Raw genomic sequence first — 19,463 nt, 5'->3', positions numbered from 1 at the left:
CGGGGCGCACTTGGTCTCCCCGGGCAGTAGGCGCGCGAACTTCTTGCATTCTGCGCAGCGCATCCGGGTGACCCCGGTTGACTGGCGTTGGTTGTCATCATTTATCGTTTGCATTGTTCACTTCTCCAGTGGACAGACGCAGAACCGGAACAGGTTGGTAGCCAAGGGCCGGTTCTGCGTTTTAAAAGGGACACTTTCGGGCACGTGGGGACGCGTTTGTTCGCCACACGTCCCCACGTGCGGAATGCTCGATCTTCTGTTCTTCTCAGACTTGCTTGGGCTGCCCGCGTGAGCGGAGCTGGACCCCCTCGGCGAGCAGGATGTTGCGAGTTTGGTTGTAGCTCATGCCATACAGGGCGGCGACTTGCCGGATCGAACGGCCGTGCTCGTACGCGTTGACCAGACCCGGCGGAGTCGGCGGCAGGCGGATCTTCGGTGGCCGAAGCGTAACTCCGGCATTGATCAGTGTGGTCCGCACCTTTCGGTAGCTGAACGGATACTCTGCCACCAGAGACTCAATTGTCTCACCGCCGGAATAACGCTTGACCAGCTCGATGACGACTGCCGGGTCTACCTCGCTAGTCACCTCTCTTCTCCGAAACCCGACCGCCATTCGGGCTTTCTGGTCAGCTTCTCGACCTGACGCATTTCGTAGCCGACCCAGTACAGCGCTTCCCAGTGGTGGTGCCGATCGGTTTCCGCGACCCGCTCGTACATCGCGGCGTTCGCACGGTGGAACGCCACCCACTCCGAGGTCTTCGCGTCGACCTCGGGACGTAGTACGAACACCGCCTCCCGGGCATCAGCCAGCGTCACGGCCTCGTCATGCGCCTTGACCACCGTCACCGTCTCCATCAGACCCGACTGGTGCCGCCGCGCGAGCCGTCAGCAGCGCCGCCAGATCGTCCACCCCGTCGCGGAGCTGGCGAAGGAATGCCACGCAGGCCGGCCACTGCTCCACGTCCTGCGGGACCGTGAGAGAGACCACCGACGTCGCTCCGGTCACGACCAGCATCGGGGGACTGGCCGGATGCGGCCCGGTCTCCTCCACCGTCACCGAATCCCGAGACTCGACCCTCCACGTCACGCCGAACCCGTCGACCCGAACCACCATCACCGTCTGCCTTACTCGCCCAATCCCGTGCCAGCTCGGCGAACCCCTCGGCCGCCGACTCCAACGCCGCAACGCACCACCACGGCAGACCCCGCGAGCGCGCCAGCTCATGCCACGCCCGCGACACCCGCCGCGCCGCATTCGACGTGTTGAGCGACGACGTGGGGGAGAAGACCCGCGTGCTGTGCTCCCACGCCGCCATGTAGTCGCGGTACGCCGATTCCCACGCCCGGACCAGCTCACTGAACGCCGCAGCGTCGCGAACCGGCCCGGACGCGTTCATCCCGCTCACGCCGCCTTGGTCGCAGCTTCGCCAGCCGTGGCGGAGCGCGCCGACTTCGAACCGCTCCCGGCTGCCTTGAAGCCCGTCGCGCGGAAGACGTAGGACTGGTACTTGAACTCGCCCTGGCCCGCCACCTTCGGCTCAGCCGTCAGCCCCTCCAGCTCAATCGGACGCATGCCCGGCAGCGCTTCGGAGGTGGCCGGGACCGGCTGGACGTCCGCCAGCAAGGTGATCTCGAACGATGCCCGCTTCGCCTTCGTCTCGTCCGGGTCGGTCACCGTCGCCTTCCACTGCCGCTTGCCTGTCACCTCGTCCACTCGCTGCCGAGCCGGGCGGCCTGCCGTCCGGTCCTCGCGAGATTGGTACTCCGTATCTGCCGTAACCTCTCCGACCATGACGAGCCCCTGCGGGAACGCCTGGTCAAACGCAATTTCGAACCTGTAGCCCTTGGCGATAGCCATTTCGCTAGCTCCCTGGATGTGTTCTCAGTCAGTCGCTTCTGGTGCCTGGTCGTCGACTCGTGTCGTTGTCGAGTTCAGTGCGGCCCGTACCGCTTCGAGTTCCCTGCTCAGCACCGCAATGGCGTCCGAATCCACGAGCAGGACTACCGGGAACGCCTTGCCGAACCGGATTTCGGCTCGGTTCGCGTACGTGAGCGCGCGGACCCGGATGGGGAGATCTGCCGTGACGTGGATCTGGACCGTGTCACGCATGCCGGTCGCGCCTACGCCGCAGGTCGGCGGAGCGCCCGTGTTCCCGCATCACGCGACCGGCCGTCGAGCACGGACCCCACGCTTCGAGTCGTCATGCCTGCCTTCCTCTCCTCGCCGCCGGGCGGACCCCGGCAATCTGCCCTCCAATCTCCGGCAAAAGGCGGGACATGATCACCACGTGGCGGGACATCTCGGGACGTCCCTGGTACGGTCGAAGACGTCCCTAAAAGTCCCAAGGGGTGCTGATGCCGAACGAACGCCTGCGTGACGCGCTGCTGCGCAACGGCCTGACCTTGGAACAGGTCGCCAAGGCCGTCGGCGTCGACCAGAAGACCGTTGAACGCTGGATCACCAAGGGGCGCCTGCCGTACCCGAAGCACCGGCACAAGATCGCGGCGATGGCGCGCGAGTCAGAGACGTACTTGTGGCCGGACTCGGTCGCACCGGAGCGCAAGGCCGAGACGGCGGCCGCCGAAGTCGTGCGGGTCTTCCCGCACCGTAACGCCATCCCGGTCGAGCTGTGGGATCGGCTGATCAAGGAGGCGTCGGAGACAGTTGAGGTCCTGGTGCACGCCGCGCTGTTCCTGGTCGAGCGCCCGCGCTTCATCAAGGACCTGACGGCCAAGGCTGCGGCCGGCGCGAAGATCCGCCTGGCCTTTGGTGACCCGGAGGGTGACAGCGTCGCGCTACGCGGCGAGGAGGAGCAGCTTGGCGACGGGACGCTTCCGGCGCGTATCCGCAACGCCCTTGCGTTCTACCGGCCACTGATCGGGGTGGAAGGCATCGAGATGCGGTTCCACAACACGACGCTGTACAACTCGATCTTCCGGTTCGACGACGAGATGATCATCAATACGCACGTGTACGGGTTCCAGGGGGCCCATGCCCCATCCCTCCACTTGCGGCGGCTCTCCGCCGGGGACCTCTTCGAGACGTACTCGGAGAGCTTCGAGTCAGTCTGGAACCTTGCCAAACCAGCCACCTTCTAGGAGGCAGCATGACCCGAGTCGACTACTACAACGACCCGAACGCGCCCAAGGCAAATAGCATTGCGGTGGCCGTCTCAGCGTTCATCCAAGACGATGATGGCCGGATCTTGATGATCAGGCGCACGGACAACGACCTGTACTCGATCCCTGGCGGCCAGTTAGAACTCGGCGAAACCTTGGCTCAAGCTGCCGTACGCGAGGTTTGCGAGGAGACTGGCGTCGACTGCGAGATTACGGGTGTGATCGGCCTATATTCCGATCCTAGTCACGTCATAGCTTACGACGACGGCGAGGTTCGACAAGAGTTCTCTATCTGCTTCCGCGCCCGGGCTATAGGTGGTGCACTCCGGACGAGCGTCGAAAGCAATGAAGTTCTCTGGATAGAACACAACAAAGTGGACACTCTATCCGTACATTCATCCATTCGAAAGAGGATCGACCACGGATTAAGTGCGGACCACGTCTACTTCACATGAGGTGTTAGCTATCGTTTGACCTTCCTCCGCTCGGGCTTGAAGTTGCGAATCCAGGCCTCCAATGAGTCAAAATTGACGATCGGAACTGGAGTTTCCAGCACGCGCGGTGTTATTAGGTCGCGGCTCGTAACTATCAGAGGCACGATCTTCCAGCCTGTTCCTGCGAGGCCAAAGGTTGAAAGCACTAGGGATACGTGCTCCTGCAGCCAGGCTGACCGGCGCTGATGCTTCTTGAGGGCACTTTTCTCACCACGAACGAGATCGTCGGCTTCATTTGCTAGCTCCGTCGCATTGCGGGCGATCTCGAAATCCTTTGCTTCAACTGCAAAAATAATTCGCTTCTTCTTGTCGAATGCTAGGACATCGATGTCACCCAGGTCCTCACCCGATTTTGACGTTATGCGCTTAGAGCCGACCTTGGTGACGCCTCTGCGTACCGGTGTGCAACCAGAATTCTCGAATGCCACTGATACCTCGGTCTCAAACTGCTGATTTTGACCTTGGCGAATCGATCCCATCAAGATCTTCATCTCTTTGCTTTTCGCGCGCACGCGCCCGGTCCGGATCAAACCAGTCCAGTATTCCGCCGAGTCGATCAGGTGTCTGGCGCCCCAGTAGAGGTCGTGGCTACCATCGTCTCGATTGAATAGAATAAATGGTCTCCTGAGGTACGACCATTCCCGATTGTAGCGCCAAGGCCATGCATCTGACCCAACCGATAGAAATTTCTTGCGCGCCTTCAGGCCAAGCTGACCGAAGAAATGAATGGACTTGCTTCTATTCCAATCGAGCCTTTCATTCATTAGTTCGATCACTTCCTCCATGGGGAGGGATGTGGCGGTGCCAACTCCTGCATCAATGCTGATGTTGATGAGTTCATCGAAAACATCAGAGATATCCGAATGTGTGAATCCGAACTCGGCACGCATGGCTGTGTCGATCGCGTCCAAGGAGTCCGTAGAAGGTGTACGAGTGCCCACGGTGCCGGGCGGTGAGATGGCTATCCTTCTCGCGGCTTCGGCCATAGCCTTGCTTAGCGCGGTCGTTCCGGCCTCGAATCTGTCTCCGCGTGACACGCCTAGCCGGCCTGAGGGTAAGATAGAAAGGTCGTTTTCGGCGAAACCATGGTAAATGGCGTCTGATAGTGATGCTCGTGCGATCAGCTCGGCGGATATGGCCATCAATTGGTCAAACCTGGATAGGGTCAGATCGAGATTTCCCTTTGGCTGGGTTGCGGCAACATACTCGATGAGGAATCGTATGGCAATTGTCGATTCTGTAAGCTTGTTTCGCCTTTTAGCCAGCTCTTCGGATTTGATGCTTGATTCACCGAAGCACGCGATCTGATAGGGAAGATCGGCCGTAACCGCGGCGGACTGGTTGATCAGGCTCTCGTGGAATGAGAGGAGCTTCTGCAGCGCTTCTCGCCCTGATAGCTCTGCGGTCAATGCGACAACTTTGCCAAAATAGAATTCAACGACCTTGCCAAGGGTCTCCACGCGTTTCTCAGAGGCAATAGGGCCAATGTCATATTGCTGCTCGGATAACCAGTGTGCTAGTTCATCCATGGCGACCGAGGTATCGTATTCTTGGACAAGCCGCGGAGGGAAAGACTCTGAGGGGTACCGCCTGACATCGTTAAGGGGGACAGTCCGCATCATCTTCTTCTGGGGCGGCGAACACAGTCTATTGACAAAGTCAGTTGGATCACCATCTACGACGTGTAACTTGAGCCCGTCTAGTAAGGCTTTAACGAGGAACTTCTCACTGTTGGTGTCAGAGCTATCGACGCGGAACAGATCCGATAGTATTTCGAGCTTTACTTTTCCTTCTTGAGCATCGACAACTCGAATCCAGGATCTATCCTCGCTAGTTCCATCGCTCTCGCCTGCAAGGACTTGCCCCAGCTTTTCTGGATCATCTATCTCGATCATTATGAAAATCTGCCGATTTTCGCCGACCGAGTCAATGAACGCTACCGATTTGGATTCGAACATCTGCCATAACCAAAACGATAGGGCGGTTATGAGGCTTTCAAAGAAATCTTCGACGACCCCACTGTAGTGGTTGTTTCCTGCGATCCAGACTTCCGAATTCGCCAACTCTAGAAAAAGGCCTCGCCGCCTGTGTCGCGGATGTACGAAGTAGATAGGAGCTACATCGGTTCCCCATAGTGAAATGACCTCAATGTACCGCTGGCCGTCGGGGCCAAGAACTTCATGTGAGTCTATGCGCTTTTGAGCTTCGACTCGGAGAGCAGTGCCGCTTCCGTTTACGATTGAGAAGAACGTAGGGGGTCGATCATCGCCAACGTAGTAACTGTGGTTTGCATCGCGGTATATCGCATAGTTGTCAAGTGTGCTGAATGATTGAACTGTAGTTCTGTCATGAAGATCGGAATCTGCCTGAGCAAACTTCCACAGGAAAAGCGGATCTGAGCCGTCAAGTTCTGCCATAACTTGCAGCTCATCTAGTGATAGTGTCGTAAATGGGCCTGGAAGCCTAGGTTTCTCATATCCAAAGAACACATGTCGGCCGATGCCTTCGAGAATAACTATCCGAAGTGTCTTATGGTCATCTTCGGTAGGATTCCTTGCGGGGTCTATACTGTCCTGAACTCTGACACTTAAATCGTCAGTGCGCCATCTGCCGAACGGGTCTGCGACGTCGTATTCGCCTAGGTTGTCGATAACGATTGCGACGTCTACATACTTATCCTCCAGGAGTTTATATCTGCGACGAATAAATCCTTCTTCCTGCTCATCTGTCGCAATGCGAGTTGTGCCCATGAGTTTGAATAAACTGTCAACTTGGGCCACAACCTCAGAGTGAAAAGCGTCTCGGAGAACCTCAAGGCAGCCGTGCTCTATTGCTGACTTGATTAGGTGATGACGCAGAGATGCGGCAAGTTCTCCAGGGTTTGCGATGATCAATTCATCGTCTGTTTCCACAATTGGCGTGATCACAAACGTGTTATCTGTGTCGATTCCTAGATTTAGATCATGGAATCCGGCGCGTACGGAAAACCTCTGGAGCGAAGCGATGAGATCGCTGTTTTGTAGCGTGCTAGATAGTTCTTCATTGCTGAATGATACTGCGTGAAGAAGTGGTTCAAGACCTGCTGCACTGGGGACATAAACTGGGGCGCGCGCGGATAATTCGGGTGGAGGCGTGCCGCGCTTGATGCCCGCTTTCGAGCAGATAGCGTCACTTATGGTCAACACGGCGGTGGCGGCAACGATGGAATCCATGAAGTAGTCTTCTGGAAATTCTTCTTCATGATCCCGTAGTGCGCATAGAAACAATGACAACGAGTGCGCTGAGCGCGTGCTGAGACCTTGTAATACCATCTTTGGTCCGCCAAAGAATGGCATCTCGACGGAATATATGTCGTCGTAAGGATCCTCTTGTGAAATGATATTGGAGGCGCTAATGAGCGGATCTTTTATGATACTCTTAAGTCTAGTTGGCGACAATCTGTGCGCGGTTTCTCGGATCGGTAGAGAGGCGCCAATCGCGGCTAGTCGCTGAAGACGAAGTATGCAGGCGATGTTTCTTGGGATCAGCTGAAGGGCGGCAGCAGCCCTTGCCAGCGACGGTCCGTCTACCCCTGACCAAGGCATCGAGTCCTTTAAGCCTGTGCTCACCGGCGCATCTCCATTCCGCTGTCTGTGTTCGTCGATTACCGATGCCGCCTACTGCCGAATCTAGCTCTATGGGATCAAGGCGCGCCGCCGACGGCGGCGCGCACGTCACCACCCGTGCGGCGGGCTCGCCCTCATGCGACACGGACGGCCTGCCGCTCCGCTCCGGCCGCCGGTCGCCGGGCGGCCCGCCGGAAGGCCGGCTGCGTACGCGCGCCGCCGCGAGCTGGTTGATCCACTCGTCCTCATACGCCCAGAGACGTCGGCGAGTCGATCAGTGTTACGCCGAACAGGGGCACGATCGGGTGACCGCTCCCTCGTCGGCGATCGTTTAACACCGGCCGGCCGCCATCAAGGGCGCCTACGGCGTCGCTGCGCGATGGACGCAAGCGCCCACCCTTGACACCGGCCCTCCGGCGCTAACAGCAGCGGGGACGAGGAAGATGGGGCAGGGCTGCCACCAGGCCAGACGGGCACAGGGGCAGCGAGGAGCCAGGCCGTCTACAGGCCGTCAGACGTCCAGACAGGGCCGGACGCGACCGGACCCAACAGACGCAAAAGAGCAGGTCAGAGGCGGTGTGCCCGAGAACGTCCCCAGGCCCACTGACCGCCTGGATAGTTCATGAACAAGAAGCCCATCCGCCTCTGAGCCTCAATTCGGCTGGAAGAACTCGAGCAGCCGGCGGCTCGCATCCGGTGACATCAGCAGTTCCTGCATCTTCGCCGACATCCGCGCGGCAGTCCCCGTCCGCTCGTACATCTCCCGCTCGTACTCCGCCACCGCCGAAGGGAAGTCCTCCGGATGTGACGCCAGCGCGAGACCCAGCACAGCGCCGTCGAGCAAGGCCATGTTCGCGCCCTCGCCCACCGGGGGCATCAGGTGTGCCGCGTCGCCGACCAGTGTGACGTCCGGCTTCGGTGGCCACGTGAGGCCGGTCGGGAGGGTGGTGATCGCGCGGGGGATGACCGTGTCGTCGCAGGCCTCGATCAGGGCTGTGATGCCGGGGTCCCAGCCGGGCAGGAGGTCGATCAGGCGGGCGCGGGCGGCGGCCGGGTCGTCGAACGGGATTTCGGTGGTGGTGAACCAGTCCTCGCCGGTGTTGTAGAAGCTGAGGCCGATGCGGACGCGGCCGTCGCCGTTGCGCTGGGCCGCCAGGGAAATTCCCTTGCCGAACACCCAGTAGTTGCCGCGGCCGACCATGGCCGCGAGGTCCGGGTGGGTGTGGTCGATGTCGGGGATGCCGACCTCGACGATGTTCTGGCCGATGTGGACCGGGCGGGCGTCGGTGAGCAGGGAGCGGACGCGGGACTGCGCGCCGTCCGCGCCGACCAGCAGGTCGTACGTCGCCGTGGTGCCGTTCGCGAAGTGCAGGACGCCGTCGCTCGCCGACGCGAACGCGTGGCCCCAGCGCACGGTGCCCTCGGGGAGGGAGTCCAGCAGCAGGTCGCGCAGGTCGGCGCGGTCGACCTCGGGGCGCAACATCGGCGCGTCGTCGGGCGTGTCCTCCTGGAGCAGCAGGGTGCCGTCCGGTTCGAGGAGGCGCATGTCCTGGCCTTCGCCGCGGGCGATCTCGAAGAACCGGTCGATCAGGCCGGCTTCGCGCAGTGCCTGCTGCCCGGAATGGATGTCCAGCATGCCGCCCTGGCCGCGGGCTTCGCGCGAGGACTCCCGCTCGTACACGACGGCGTCGATCCCGTTGACGTGCAGCACCCGGGCCAGGGCCAAGCCGCCCAGGCCGGCTCCGACGATGGCGATGTCCATGGCGTCCTCCGATTCACCGTATCGATCGATACACTGTATCGCAGTGGGCGTTGTATTGTCCGCGGCATGGTGGTGTGGGAGCGGCCGGAGCCGCCGGAACGGCCGGTGCCGGCCCCGCTGAGCAGGGAGTTGATCGTCCAGGCCGCGGTCCGGCTGGCCGACGCGGACGGCCTGGCGGCGGTGTCGTTGCGCAAGGTCGCCGCGGCGCTGGACGTCGGGCCGATGCGGCTGTACGGCTACATCGCCACCAAGGAGGAGCTGCTCGACCTGATGGCCGACGCGGTCCACGCCGGGATCCGGCCCACCGGGGACGGCTGGCGGGAGGTCTTGTGCTCGCTGGCCGAAAGCACCCGGCAGGCCGTGCGGCGGCACGAATGGTTCGCCGACCTGATCGGCGGGCGGCCGTCGCTCGGGCCGAACGCGCTGGCCAGGGGGGAGGCGGTGGTGGCCGCGATGGACGGCGTCGACGTGGACGACGTCATGCCGGTGGTCTCCGCGGTCGACGCGTACGTGATCGGCGCGGTGCGGCGGGAGACCGCCGAGCGCCGGGCCGAGCGCGCCTCCGGGCTGGACAAGGAGCAGTGGCAGCGGGCCTACGGGCCGTACCTGGAGCGGACCTTCGCCACCGGCCGGTTCCCCGCGCTCGCCACGGTCATCCGCGACGCCGTCCACCTGGACGCCGACGAGACCTTCCGGATGGGCCTCGACTTCGTCCTCGACGGCATCGCGGCGCGCCTGGCGCGGGCTACGGAATGATGCCCCGCGAAGCCAGGGCGTCGGCCAGGCGTTCGCGCAATTCCTGAGCTGTGGCCCGGACGTCGATCTCCGCCGGCGGTGACAGGACCTTCGACATCACCGTCGACAGGTTCTGGTACGCGGGGGTGAGCGGGCGGACCGCCGCGTCCGTCAAGGCCGCCTGGATGTCGTCCTTCATCGGGTACTGGTCGGCCATCGTCGGGTTTTCCTTGGCGTCGGCCGGTTTCGCCGGGTCGAGCGGACCGGCGTCGCGGTAGATAGTCGAGATGCTCGGCGGGATCCCGTCGACCAGCGCCTGGTACTTCTGGCTCGCCGCGTTCCGCAGGCACAGCGCCGCTTCGAACGCCTCCGGCTTGTGCTCGGAGTACGTGCTGACCGCGAGGTTGAAGCCGCCGATGGTCACCCGGCTCGGCTGCCCCGCGGTCACCGACGGGTAGCGCGTCCACTTGAAGTGGGCCAGCTCTTGCGGCTTTTCCTTGGCGTAGGAGGCGTAGACGAACGGCCAGTTCAGCTCGGTCGCCGCCTGGCCGCGCTGGAACGCCTGGCGGATGTCGTCCTCCTTCTGGTTCGTCAGCGACGGGTCGGTGATCCCCGCCGTGGTGAGCCGCTTGAGGAGCTCCAGCGCCCGCACCGCGCCGTCGTCCATCACGACCGAGCGGCCGTCGTCGGACAGGATGTGCCCGCCCGCCGACGCGACCAGCGTGTTGTAGAAGACGACCAGCCCCTCGTACTGCGCGCCGGTGAACAGCACCTGGTACGGCTTCCCGGCCGCCTTCAGCCGGTCCGCCTGCGTCATCAGCTCGTCGAACGTCTTCGGCGGCGACGGCGTGATCCGGTCGTCGTACCAGAGCAGCTGGACGTTGGTGTTCTTCGTGGCGCCGTAGAGCTTCCCGTTCCACTTCGCCGTGGCCAGCGGGCCGGGCAGCACGTCCTGGGTGGCCGCGGCCGCGTTCGCGCCGGTCCATTCCTCGGCCCAGCCCGCTTCGGCGAACTCCGGCACCCACGTGACGTCGAGGCCGAGCACGTCCAGGGACGAGTCGCCGGCGGCGAGCCGGCGGACCATCTGCTCGCGCTGGCCGTCCGCGCCGCGCGGAAGTTTGTTGTAGACGATCTTGTACTTGCCGCCGGCGGCCGCGGTGCAGCGGTCGACCACCGTCTGCAGGTGGTCCTCCGGCGAGATGTACAGGTTGATCGTCAGGCCCGCGGCGGAGGAGCACGCGACGAGCGCGGTGCTCGCCAGCACGGCCGCACCGGCGAGGGGGAGGAGCTGGCGCATGTCGGCCTCCTTGCCGCACGGGCGGCGCACGATTGCAAGCGCTTGCATCGATGATTAGCCTTGATCAAGGCTGGTGTCAATGCCGGCAACACGGATGGTTGCAAGCGCTTGCAGCGGACGGGGGCGGGGAATGCCGGAGAAGCTCGACGACGTCGCCAGGGTCGCCGGCGTTTCGGCGGCCACCGTGTCGCGGGCGCTGCGCGGGGTGCCGGGCGTCGCCGAGCGCACGCGGTCCCGGGTGCTGGCGGCCGCCGCGCAGCTCGGCTACGCGATCTCGCCCGCGGCGTCGAGCCTGGCCACCGGCCGGACCGGGACGGTCGGCGTGATCGTCCCCTACGTCGACCGCTGGTACTTCTCGCGGCTCATCTCCGGCGTCGAGCGGGTGCTGCGCGAGGCCGGGACCAGCCTGCTGCTCTACAACCTCGGGGACGACGCGGGCCGCGCGCGGTTCTTCGCCGACCTGCCGCTGCGCCGCCGGGTCGACGCCGTGCTCGTGCTCTCCCTGCCCCTCGCGGCGGCCGAACGCGAGCTGCTGCTGGGGCTCGGTGCCCCGCTCGTCACGGTCGGCACCGAGGAGCCCGGCGCGGACTCGGTCGGCATCGACGATCACGCTGCGGCAGTGGCCGCGATGCGGCACCTGGTCCAGCTCGGGCACCGCGAAATCGCGTTCATCGGCGAGAACGACCCGATCCCGCTCGGCTTCCCGACGCCGTTGCGGCGGCTCGCGGCCTATCGCGAGGTCTACCACGCCGTGTGCCGGGCGGACGGTCGCGAGCCGGACCCGGCGTTCGAGACCGGCGGCGGCTTCACCGTCTCGGGCGGGGAGCGGGCGATGGGCACGCTGCTGGGGCTGCCCCGCCGGCCGACCGCGGTGTTCGCCGCGTCCGACGAGATGGCGTTCGGGGCGCTGCGGACGCTGCGCCGGGCCGGGCTGCGGGTGCCGGGGGACGTCTCGGTGGTCGGTTTCGACGACCACGACCTCGCCGACCTGCTCGATCTGAGCACGGTGGCGCAGCCGGTGACCGAGCTCGGGGAGCGGGCCGGCCGCCTCCTGCTGGCGCGGTTGTCCGGCGGAAAAATCGCGGCATCGCCCGCGATTGCCGGGACGCACCTGGTCCTTCGGGGTAGTACTGCGCCGCCGCCACGGCGTTGATCAGCGGTTTTTCCGGCGCTACTCCGTCCGGTCGATTGCGGCCGAGTCGATCACCGGGTCAAATAATCGCCGACAAGGATTAATCGCCGTGAGGAGCTGGCTGTGCACTGGGGGTCCGTGCTCGAAGAAGGCGGAGCGGGGATGGTCCGTCCGTACTTCCGCACCCATGGCCGCACCCGCCCGACCCGTGACCTGCCGGTCGAGACGCTGGTCTCGATCACCCAGCGGGGGCGGGCGGTGGTGCGGGGGAGCTCACGGGAAGAGTCGGAGATCTGCGCGCTGCTCCGGACCTCGCAGTCGGTCGCGGAAGTCGCCGCCCGGCGCCGGATCCCGCTGGGGGTGGCGCGGGTCCTGCTGTCGGATCTGGCGGACCGGGGGATCGTCGCTGTGCACACCGCGCGGAAGGGGGCGGGGAACCGCCCGAGCCTCGAGATGATGGAGCGCATCCTCCACGGTCTGAGCCGGCTGTAAGCGCTTTCCGCTTCCCCCGGGATGAACTCCCGCCGGCCCGGTAGCGTTGTCCGCGAGGACGGCGGGGCACGGGGAGGGGACGTCGATGCGGGTGCTGGTGACCGGCGGCAACGCGGGGATCGGGTACTTCGCCGCCGAACAGCTGGCCTCGGCCGGGGCGGAAGTCGTGCTCGGCAGCCGTGACCCGGCGAAGGCGGCGGCCGCGATCGCGTCGATCCGCTCGCACGTCGCCGGGGCGCGCGTCACGCACCTCCGGCTGGACCTCGCCGACCTGGCCCAGGTCGCCACCGCCGACCCCGGCGAGCTGGACGCAGTGGTCGCCAACGCCGGAGTCCTGCTCGACCACCCGCCCCGCCGCGAGACCACCGCCGGCCACGAGCTGATGTTCGGCACCAACCACCTCGGCCACTTCGCGCTGATCGCCCGGCTGATGCCGGCGCTGGCGCCGGACGCGCGCATCGTCACCACCGGCAGCTTCGCGGCGAAGTCGGCGAAGCTCGACTTCGCCGACCTGCAGAGCGAACGCGATTACGTGCCGAAGCGCGCCTACGAGCGGTCCAAGCTGGCCCAGATGCTCTTCGCGATCGAGCTCGACCGGCGGCTGCGGGAAGCGGGCTCGAAACGGCTCAGCGTGCTCGCCCACCCCGGCGGCGCGCTCGACTCGCTGACGCCGTCGCGGCCGCCGGTGCACACGCGCACCGCCGGTCAGTGGCTGGGCGGGCGACCGGCCGGGGTGCTGCTGCAGGGCAAGGACGCCGGTGCGCGGCCCGCCGTCCGCGCGGTGCTCGGCCCGGACGTCGCCGGCGGGCAGCTCTGGGGCCCGCGGGTGTTCGGCCTCCGCGGCCGGCCGAAGCTCGAGGAGCGCTGGGCGAACCTCACCGACGACGCGGCCGCCGGGCGGCTCTGGGCGGAAAGTGTCACGCTGACCGGAGTTGACCCGCTGGCCTGAGTGCACAGCGCCGACGCTCGGACTGTGCGCATCGCACGGTGACGTCGCCGGGACCGCTGCTTACGGTGCGGGGAACCGTTTCCCCCGCCCGGAATAGGAGGTCGGCGTGGCCTCATCAGTCGGTGTCGATGACTATGCCCTCACCAGAGTGCCGGACCACGCCCGGTACTCGTGGTGGTCGGTCGCCGTCCAGCGGTTCGGCCAGGTGTCCGCCCTGTCCCAGTTCCTGCTCGGAGCCACCGTCGGCTTCGGGATGAGCTTCTGGAACGCGGTACTGGCCTTCACGCTCGGCTCGGTCATCCTGGAGCTCATCACCATCCTCGTCGGCGTCATCGGCGTCCGCGAGGGCCTCTCGACGTCCATGATCGCCCGCTGGACCGGCTTCGGCCGCGGCGGCTCGGCGCTCATCGGGCTCGCCATCGGGATCAGCCTCATCGGCTGGTTCGGTATCCAGTCGGCAGTATCCGCGCAGGGGCTCGTCGCGCTCATCGGCGGCCTCCCGGAGTGGGGCTGGGCGCTGCTGTTCGGCCTGCTCGTCACCGCGATCGTCGTGCGCGGCTTCCACTCCATGGCCTGGACGGCGTACCTGACCGTGCCGGCGTTCCTGATCCTCGTCGGCTGGTCGGTCGTCTCCGAGCTGACCCGCCACGACCTGGGCACGCTCGTCTCGTCGGCCCCGCCGGGCCCGTCGCTGAGCCTGCTGCAGGGCACCACGCTGGTGGCGGGCGGCTTCATCGTCGGCGCCGTCATCACCCCGGACATGACCCGCTTCAACCGCACCACCGGTGACGTCGTCAAGCAGACGCTCGTCGGGATCACCCTCGGCGAGTACGTCATCGGCCTGTCCGGCGTCCTGCTCGCGCACGCCGTCGGCAGCGCCGGGATCACCACCATCGTGACCTCGTCGGTCGGCTGGGTCGGGCTCCTCATCGTCATCGCCGGCACGATGAAGATCAACGACTGGAACCTGTACTCGTCGGGGCTCGGGGTCGTGAACTTCATCGGCACGGTGTCCGGGCGCAAGGCCCACCGCGGCCTGGTCACGGCCGTGCTCGGCGTCGCGGGCAGCCTGCTCGCCGCGGCGGGGATCCTCGCCAAGTTCACCGACTTCCTCACCGTGCTGGGCGTCGCGTTCCCGCCGATCGCCGGGATCATGGTCGCCGAATACTTCGTCGTGAAGAAGTGGCGCGGGGACCTGGAATCCGCCCGCGCCCGCGGCACGGTTCCCGAAGACGCCCCGGTGTGGGTGCCCGCCACCATCGTCGTCTGGATCGCCGCCGCGTTGTTCGGCGAGTTCGTCGACTGGGGCCTGCCGAGCATCAACTCGCTCGTCGTGGCCTTCGTCCTGTACGTCGTCGCCGGGAAGCTCGGGCTCGTGCGGGGGATCGGCAGCAGCCGGACCGCCGAGGCCGCTCCCGCCGTCCAGTCTGCTTAAGGAGAAATCTTCGTGCGCATCGGCATCGACGTCGGCGGCACCAACACCGACGCTGTCCTGCTCGACGGCCGTCAGGTGCTCGCCTCGGTCAAGACCAGCACGACCGCGGACGTCACCTCGGGCATCGTCGCCGCGATCGACGGCCTGCAGCGGCAACGCGCGTTCGACCCGGCGGCGGTGCGGGCGGTGATGATCGGCACCACGCACTTCATCAACGCCCTCGTCGAGGCCCACCGGCTCGCGCCGACCGCGGCCGTGCGGCTGAGCCTGCCGGCCGGGGCGTCGCTGCCGCCGATGGTCGACTGGCCGCAGCGGCTGGTCGACGCGGTGTCGGGGCGCAGCTACCTGGTCCACGGTGGACACGAGTTCGACGGCAGGCACATCGCGGAGCTCGACGAGAGCGAGTTGCGCAAGGCCGCCGACGACATGGGGGCGGCCGGGGTGCGCAGCGTCGCGATCACCTCGGTCTTCTCCCCGGTCAACGCCGAGTTCGAGGCCCGCGCGGCGGAGATCATCGCCGCGCAGCTGCCGGACGTGGCGATCTCGCTGTCCCACGAGATCGGCCGGATCGGCTTGCTGGAGCGGGAAAACGCGACGGTGATCAACGCGGCGCTGCGCGAGCTGGCCGCGCACATCGTCGACGGGCTGTCCGCGTCGGTCACCGGCGCGGGTATCACCGCGCCGCTGTACCTGAGCCAGAACGACGGCACGCTGATGGACGTCGACTTCGCCCGCCGCTACCCGGTCGCGACCTTCGCGTCGGGGCCGACGAACTCGATGCGCGGCGCGGCCGTGCTGTCCGGTTTGGACACCTGCGCGGTGGTCGACGTCGGCGGCACGACCTCGGACGTCGGTGTGCTGCGGCAAGGCTTCCCGCGCGAGGCGACCACGGACGTCAGCGTCGCGGGCATCCGGACCAACTTCCGGATGCCGGACGTGCTGTCGATCGGCATCGGCGGCGGCAGCCGGGTGCGCGGGAACGTCACGGTGGGCCCCGACTCGGTCGGCTACGAGCTGACGTCGAAAGCGCTCGTCTTCGGCGGGGACACCCTCACCGCGACCGACATCGCGGTCGCCGCCGGGCGCGCGGAGATCGGTGACCCGGCCCTGGTGGCGCAGTTGGACCGCTCGCTGGTCCGTGCGGCCCTCGACCGGATCGCCGCGGACGTGTCCGATGTGGTCGAACGGATGCGGACGTCGGCCGAGCCGTTGCCGGTGGTCGCGGTCGGCGGTGGTTCGGTGCTGCTGCCCGACGAATTGGCTGGGTGCGGCGAAGTGCACCGGCCGGAGAACTACGCCGTGGCCAACGCGATCGGCGCGGCCATCGCGCAGATCGGCGGTGAAGTGGACCGCGTCTACGTGATCGAGCCGGGCCGCCGCGAAGCCGTCGTCGACGAGGCGAAGCAGGAGGCCGTCGACCGCGCGGTCGCCGCTGGTGCGTCGCCGGCGTCGGTCGGCATCGTCGACTTCGACGAGGTGCCCATCCCGTACCTGCCCGGCAACGCCACGCGCATTCGCGTCAAGGCCGTCGGCGACCTGCAGCTGGGGGCGTGATGCGCGAGATCACCGAGCACGACCTCGACGACATCGCCCGCGGTGCCGCCATCCTCGGCACCGGGGGCGGTGGCGACCCGTACATCGGCAGGCTGCTGGCGCTTTCGGCGGTGCGGGAGCACGGTCCGGTGCCGCTGGTTCCGCTGGCGGAGGTGGGTGACGACGCCGTCGTGCTGCCGGTCGCGATGATGGGCGCGCCGACCGTCATGGTGGAGAAGCTGCCTTCGGCCGAGCAGGTGGGCCTGGCCGCGCGCACGCTCGCCGGGTACCTCGGCAAGGAGCTGACGCACATCGCGTGCGCCGAAGCCGGTGGCGTCAACTCGCTCATCCCGGTCGTCGCGGCCGCGCAGCTCGGGTTGCCACTGGTCGACGCCGACGGGATGGGGCGCGCGTTCCCCGAGCTGCAAATGGTACTTCCCACATTGTATGGAATCCGCGCGACTCCGATGTCCATTGCCGACGAAAAGGGCAACCGCGGAGTATTGGATACCGTCGACAATCGCTGGGCGGAGCGCCTGGCGCGCTCGGCGACCATCGACATGGGCTGCTCGGCGATGATCAGCAACTACGCGATGTCCGGCGGCCAGGCGCGGGAATCCCTGGTGCCGGGGACGCTGAGCCTGTGCGCCGAACTGGGCGCGCTGGTCCGCGCCGCGCGTGCCGCGCACGAGGATCCCGTCGCCCGGGTCGTTTCCCGGCTGCGCGGACGGCGGCTGTTCAGCGGCAAGGTCGTCGACGTCGCCCGCCGGACGGTCACCGGGTTCGCCCGCGGCGAAGCGAAACTGACCGGGATGGACGGCGACAGCGGCTCCGAACTGGTGCTGCGCTTCCAGAACGAGCACCTGGTGGCCGAGCGCGACGGTGTCGTCCAGGCGTCGGTGCCCGACCTGATCTGCACGCTGGAACGCGAGTCCGGCGAGGCGGTGACGACCGAAGGGCTGCGGTACGGCCAGCGCGTCACGGTGATCGCCGCGCCCGCCGATCCGCGCTGGCACACCCCGGAGGGCATCGCGCTCGCCGGCCCGCGGTACTTCGGCTACGACATCGACCCGATCGGGGTGGCCGGGTGAGCTGGACCCTGACCGAAGCCGACCTGCCCGACCTCGCCCGCGGTGCCGCCGTGCTCGGCACCGGCGGCGGTGGCGACCCCTACGTCGGGCGGCTGCTCGTGCGCGAAGCCATCCGCGAGCACGGGCCGATCACCATCCTCGATCCGTCCGAAGTGGACGACGAAGCCCTGGTGATCCCGACCGCGCAGATGGGCGCGCCGACCGTCGTGCACGAGAAGCTGCCCAACGGCGCCGAACCCGTTCTGGCGCTGCAAACGCTGGAGGGGCACCTCGGGAAGCGCGCGGACGCGACCATGCCGATCGAGTGCGGGGGCATCAACTCGATGATCCCGCTGATCGTCGGCGCCCGGCTCGGGCTGCCGGTGGTCGACGCCGACGGCATGGGGCGGGCGTTCCCGGAGCTGCAGATGGAGACCTTCGGTGTATACGGTATCCCGGGCTCGCCGATGGCGATCGGCGGTGAACGCGGCGAGACGACGGTGATCGACACCGGCGCGGACAACAAGCGGATGGAGTGGCTGGCCCGCGGGGTCACCATCCGGCTCGGCGGGGTGGCGCACATCGCCGAGTACGCGATGAGCGGCGCCGACGTCAAGCGGACCGCCGTGCCGCGAACGCTTTCGCTGGCGCTGACCGTGGGCCGGACGATCCGGGAAGCGCGGGCGGCCAACGAGGACCCGGTCGACCGGCTGGCCGCGGCGTTGCGCGCGACGCCGTACGAGCACCTGCGGGTGCTGTTCCGCGGCAAGGTGTCCGATGTGGAGCGCCGGACCGAGGCGGGCTTCGCGCGCGGACGCGCGGCGGCGGTGTCGTTCGACGGTTCGAGCAAGCTGGAGATCCTGTTCCAGAACGAGAACCTGCTGGCCACTGTGGACGGTGCGGTGCGCTGCCTGGTGCCGGACCTGATCTGCGTGCTGGAGTCTTCGACGGCCGAGCCGATCACCACCGAGACGTTGCGGTACGGCCAGCGCGTCACGGTCGTCGGCATCTCGACCCCGCCGCTGATGCGCACGCCGGAAGCCCTGGACACCTTCGGCCCGGGCGCGTTCGGGCTGGCGCACGACTTCGTTCCCGTGGAGGAGATCGGATGAGCCTGGCCGGGAAGCAGGTCGTGATCATCGGCGGCGGGTCGGGCATCGGGCTGGAAGTGGCCCGGCGGGCCGCCGCGTCGGGTGCGTCGGTCCACCTCGGCGGGCGGACGCCGGAGAAGCTGTCGACGGCGGCGAAAGAAGTGGGCGGGACCTGGCAGGTCGTCGACAGCACCGACCAGGACTCGCTGGCGGCGTTCTTCGGTGCCCTCGACCGCGTCGACCACCTCTTCACGCCCGGCGCGTCCTACACGGTCGGGCCGCTGCGGGAGCTCAGCGACGCCGACGCCGCGAGCCCGTTCGTGACGAAGTTCTGGGGCCAGTACCACGCCGTCAAGCACGCGGCGCCGAAGCTGGCGCGCGACGCGTCGATCGTGCTGATGTCCGGCGCGGCGAGCGTCCGGCCGCCCGGCGCCGCGCCCGCGTACGTCGCCTGCAACGCCGCCGTCGAGGGGCTCGGGCGGGGACTCGCGGTCGAGCTGGCACCGGTCCGGGTGAACGTCGTCGCGCCGGGGACCATCGACGGGAACCTCTGGGCCGGGCGGCCCGCCGCGGCCCGGGAGGCGAGCTTCGACCAGTATTCGCGTGACACGCTCCTGCACCGCGTCGGGAAGGAGTCCGAAGTGGCCGATGCGGTGCTGTACCTGTTCGGCAGCACGTACACCACGGGGTCGACGCTCTACCCCGACGGTGGGTACGCCCTGCGCTGAGTTCGTCTACTGTGGTCAGT

At 66.5% G+C, this 19,463-nt stretch carries 18 protein-coding genes; 11 read left to right on the top strand and 7 right to left on the bottom strand.

Annotation, left to right across the window (positions count from 1 at the left end; genetic code table 11):
* Positions 1-265: 265 nt before the first annotated feature.
* The 4 genes from AB5J73_RS43490 to AB5J73_RS43475 form a co-directional block, all read right to left on the bottom strand.
* The gene (locus AB5J73_RS43490) at positions 266-586 is read right to left on the bottom strand and encodes a helix-turn-helix domain-containing protein (RefSeq protein ID WP_370965221.1); all 321 of its coding nucleotides are present in this window, start codon (positions 584-586) and stop codon (positions 266-268) included.
* Positions 583-855, bottom strand: coding sequence for an AMED_5909 family protein (locus AB5J73_RS43485; RefSeq protein ID WP_285993148.1), 273 nt, complete (start codon positions 853-855; stop codon positions 583-585). The genes AB5J73_RS43490 and AB5J73_RS43485 overlap by 4 nt, the downstream gene beginning before the upstream one ends.
* Positions 856-1,402: 547 nt before the next feature.
* Positions 1,403-1,858 carry a hypothetical protein gene (locus AB5J73_RS43480; protein ID WP_285993147.1) on the bottom strand — a complete coding sequence of 152 codons (456 nt, stop codon included), beginning with the start codon at positions 1,856-1,858 and terminating at the stop codon, positions 1,403-1,405.
* Between the two features lie 24 nt (positions 1,859-1,882).
* Positions 1,883-2,110 carry a hypothetical protein gene (locus AB5J73_RS43475; protein ID WP_285993146.1) on the bottom strand — a complete coding sequence of 76 codons (228 nt, stop codon included), beginning with the start codon at positions 2,108-2,110 and terminating at the stop codon, positions 1,883-1,885.
* A gap of 245 nt (positions 2,111-2,355) precedes the next feature.
* Here AB5J73_RS43475 and AB5J73_RS43470 point away from each other — a divergent pair, with 245 nt between their 5' ends.
* A complete protein-coding gene (locus tag AB5J73_RS43470) occupies positions 2,356-3,099 on the top strand; it encodes a helix-turn-helix domain-containing protein (RefSeq protein ID WP_285993145.1) in 744 nt (247 codons plus the stop codon).
* A gap of 8 nt (positions 3,100-3,107) precedes the next feature.
* Positions 3,108-3,575, top strand: coding sequence for an NUDIX hydrolase (locus tag AB5J73_RS43465; protein WP_370965218.1), 468 nt, complete (start codon positions 3,108-3,110; stop codon positions 3,573-3,575).
* Positions 3,576-3,583: 8 nt separating this feature from the next.
* On the opposite strand, the gene AB5J73_RS43460 is transcribed toward AB5J73_RS43465, so the two are convergent.
* Entirely contained in the window at positions 3,584-6,826 is a 3,243-nt protein-coding gene (locus AB5J73_RS43460) for a hypothetical protein (RefSeq protein ID WP_370965216.1), read from the bottom strand.
* 1,045 nt (positions 6,827-7,871) lie between these two features.
* Positions 7,872-8,981: an FAD-dependent oxidoreductase gene (locus AB5J73_RS43455; protein WP_370965214.1), complete on the bottom strand. Its 1,110-nt coding sequence runs from the start codon at positions 8,979-8,981 to the stop codon at positions 7,872-7,874.
* A gap of 66 nt (positions 8,982-9,047) precedes the next feature.
* Here AB5J73_RS43455 and AB5J73_RS43450 point away from each other — a divergent pair, with 66 nt between their 5' ends.
* Complete coding sequence (locus AB5J73_RS43450; protein ID WP_370965212.1) at positions 9,048-9,737, top strand: TetR/AcrR family transcriptional regulator; 690 nt, start codon at positions 9,048-9,050, stop codon at positions 9,735-9,737.
* On the opposite strand, the gene AB5J73_RS43445 is transcribed toward AB5J73_RS43450, so the two are convergent.
* Positions 9,727-11,013, bottom strand: coding sequence for an ABC transporter substrate-binding protein (locus tag AB5J73_RS43445; protein WP_370965210.1), 1,287 nt, complete (start codon positions 11,011-11,013; stop codon positions 9,727-9,729). The genes AB5J73_RS43450 and AB5J73_RS43445 overlap by 11 nt on opposite strands.
* Before the next feature lie 130 nt (positions 11,014-11,143).
* Between AB5J73_RS43445 and AB5J73_RS43440 the strand changes: the two genes are divergently transcribed.
* The 8 genes from AB5J73_RS43440 (at position 11,144) to AB5J73_RS43405 (ending at position 19,443) form a co-directional block, all read left to right on the top strand.
* The gene (locus tag AB5J73_RS43440) at positions 11,144-12,166 is read left to right on the top strand and encodes a LacI family DNA-binding transcriptional regulator (protein WP_370965208.1); all 1,023 of its coding nucleotides are present in this window, start codon (positions 11,144-11,146) and stop codon (positions 12,164-12,166) included.
* A 102-nt stretch (positions 12,167-12,268) separates the two neighbouring features.
* Positions 12,269-12,637 (top strand): DUF742 domain-containing protein, encoded by a 369-nt coding sequence (locus AB5J73_RS43435; protein WP_370965206.1) that lies wholly within the window; start codon positions 12,269-12,271, stop codon positions 12,635-12,637.
* Between the two features lie 85 nt (positions 12,638-12,722).
* The gene (locus AB5J73_RS43430; protein ID WP_370965205.1) at positions 12,723-13,586 is read left to right on the top strand and encodes an SDR family NAD(P)-dependent oxidoreductase; all 864 of its coding nucleotides are present in this window, start codon (positions 12,723-12,725) and stop codon (positions 13,584-13,586) included.
* A 106-nt stretch (positions 13,587-13,692) separates the two neighbouring features.
* Entirely contained in the window at positions 13,693-15,021 is a 1,329-nt protein-coding gene (locus AB5J73_RS43425) for a cytosine permease (protein ID WP_370965204.1), read from the top strand.
* 12 nt (positions 15,022-15,033) lie between these two features.
* On the top strand, positions 15,034-16,575 hold the full coding sequence (locus tag AB5J73_RS43420) for a hydantoinase/oxoprolinase N-terminal domain-containing protein (protein ID WP_370965203.1): 1,542 nt from the start codon (positions 15,034-15,036) through the stop codon (positions 16,573-16,575).
* Entirely contained in the window at positions 16,575-17,645 is a 1,071-nt protein-coding gene (locus tag AB5J73_RS43415) for a DUF917 domain-containing protein (protein WP_370965201.1), read from the top strand. The genes AB5J73_RS43420 and AB5J73_RS43415 overlap by 1 nt, the downstream gene beginning before the upstream one ends.
* Positions 17,642-18,736, top strand: a complete 1,095-nt coding sequence (locus tag AB5J73_RS43410) for a DUF917 domain-containing protein (protein ID WP_370965199.1) — start codon at positions 17,642-17,644, stop codon at positions 18,734-18,736. The genes AB5J73_RS43415 and AB5J73_RS43410 overlap by 4 nt, the downstream gene beginning before the upstream one ends.
* The gene (locus AB5J73_RS43405; protein ID WP_370965197.1) at positions 18,733-19,443 is read left to right on the top strand and encodes an SDR family oxidoreductase; all 711 of its coding nucleotides are present in this window, start codon (positions 18,733-18,735) and stop codon (positions 19,441-19,443) included. The genes AB5J73_RS43410 and AB5J73_RS43405 overlap by 4 nt, the downstream gene beginning before the upstream one ends.
* Positions 19,444-19,463 lie beyond the last annotated feature (20 nt).

Origin of the sequence: Amycolatopsis sp. cg9, assembly GCF_041346945.1 — a bacterium.
Classification (GTDB): Bacteria; Actinomycetota; Actinomycetes; order Mycobacteriales; family Pseudonocardiaceae; genus Amycolatopsis.
This window is presented reverse-complemented; position numbering and strand designations above follow the sequence as displayed.

Coding starts and splice junctions, on each gene's coding strand:
- AB5J73_RS43485 (WP_285993148.1), bottom strand. CDS start 855: ATGGAGACGGTGACGGTGGTCAAGGCGCATGACGAGGCCGTGACGCTG.
- AB5J73_RS43405 (WP_370965197.1), top strand. CDS start 18,733: ATGAGCCTGGCCGGGAAGCAGGTCGTGATCATCGGCGGCGGGTCGGGC.
- AB5J73_RS43460 (WP_370965216.1), bottom strand. CDS start 6,826: ATGGATTCCATCGTTGCCGCCACCGCCGTGTTGACCATAAGTGACGCT.
- AB5J73_RS43450 (WP_370965212.1), top strand. CDS start 9,048: ATGGTGGTGTGGGAGCGGCCGGAGCCGCCGGAACGGCCGGTGCCGGCC.
- AB5J73_RS43415 (WP_370965201.1), top strand. CDS start 16,575: ATGCGCGAGATCACCGAGCACGACCTCGACGACATCGCCCGCGGTGCC.
- AB5J73_RS43445 (WP_370965210.1), bottom strand. CDS start 11,013: ATGCGCCAGCTCCTCCCCCTCGCCGGTGCGGCCGTGCTGGCGAGCACC.
- AB5J73_RS43480 (WP_285993147.1), bottom strand. CDS start 1,858: ATGGCTATCGCCAAGGGCTACAGGTTCGAAATTGCGTTTGACCAGGCG.
- AB5J73_RS43430 (WP_370965205.1), top strand. CDS start 12,723: ATGCGGGTGCTGGTGACCGGCGGCAACGCGGGGATCGGGTACTTCGCC.
- AB5J73_RS43465 (WP_370965218.1), top strand. CDS start 3,108: ATGACCCGAGTCGACTACTACAACGACCCGAACGCGCCCAAGGCAAAT.
- AB5J73_RS43470 (WP_285993145.1), top strand. CDS start 2,356: ATGCCGAACGAACGCCTGCGTGACGCGCTGCTGCGCAACGGCCTGACC.
- AB5J73_RS43440 (WP_370965208.1), top strand. CDS start 11,144: ATGCCGGAGAAGCTCGACGACGTCGCCAGGGTCGCCGGCGTTTCGGCG.
- AB5J73_RS43475 (WP_285993146.1), bottom strand. CDS start 2,110: ATGCGTGACACGGTCCAGATCCACGTCACGGCAGATCTCCCCATCCGG.
- AB5J73_RS43455 (WP_370965214.1), bottom strand. CDS start 8,981: ATGGACATCGCCATCGTCGGAGCCGGCCTGGGCGGCTTGGCCCTGGCC.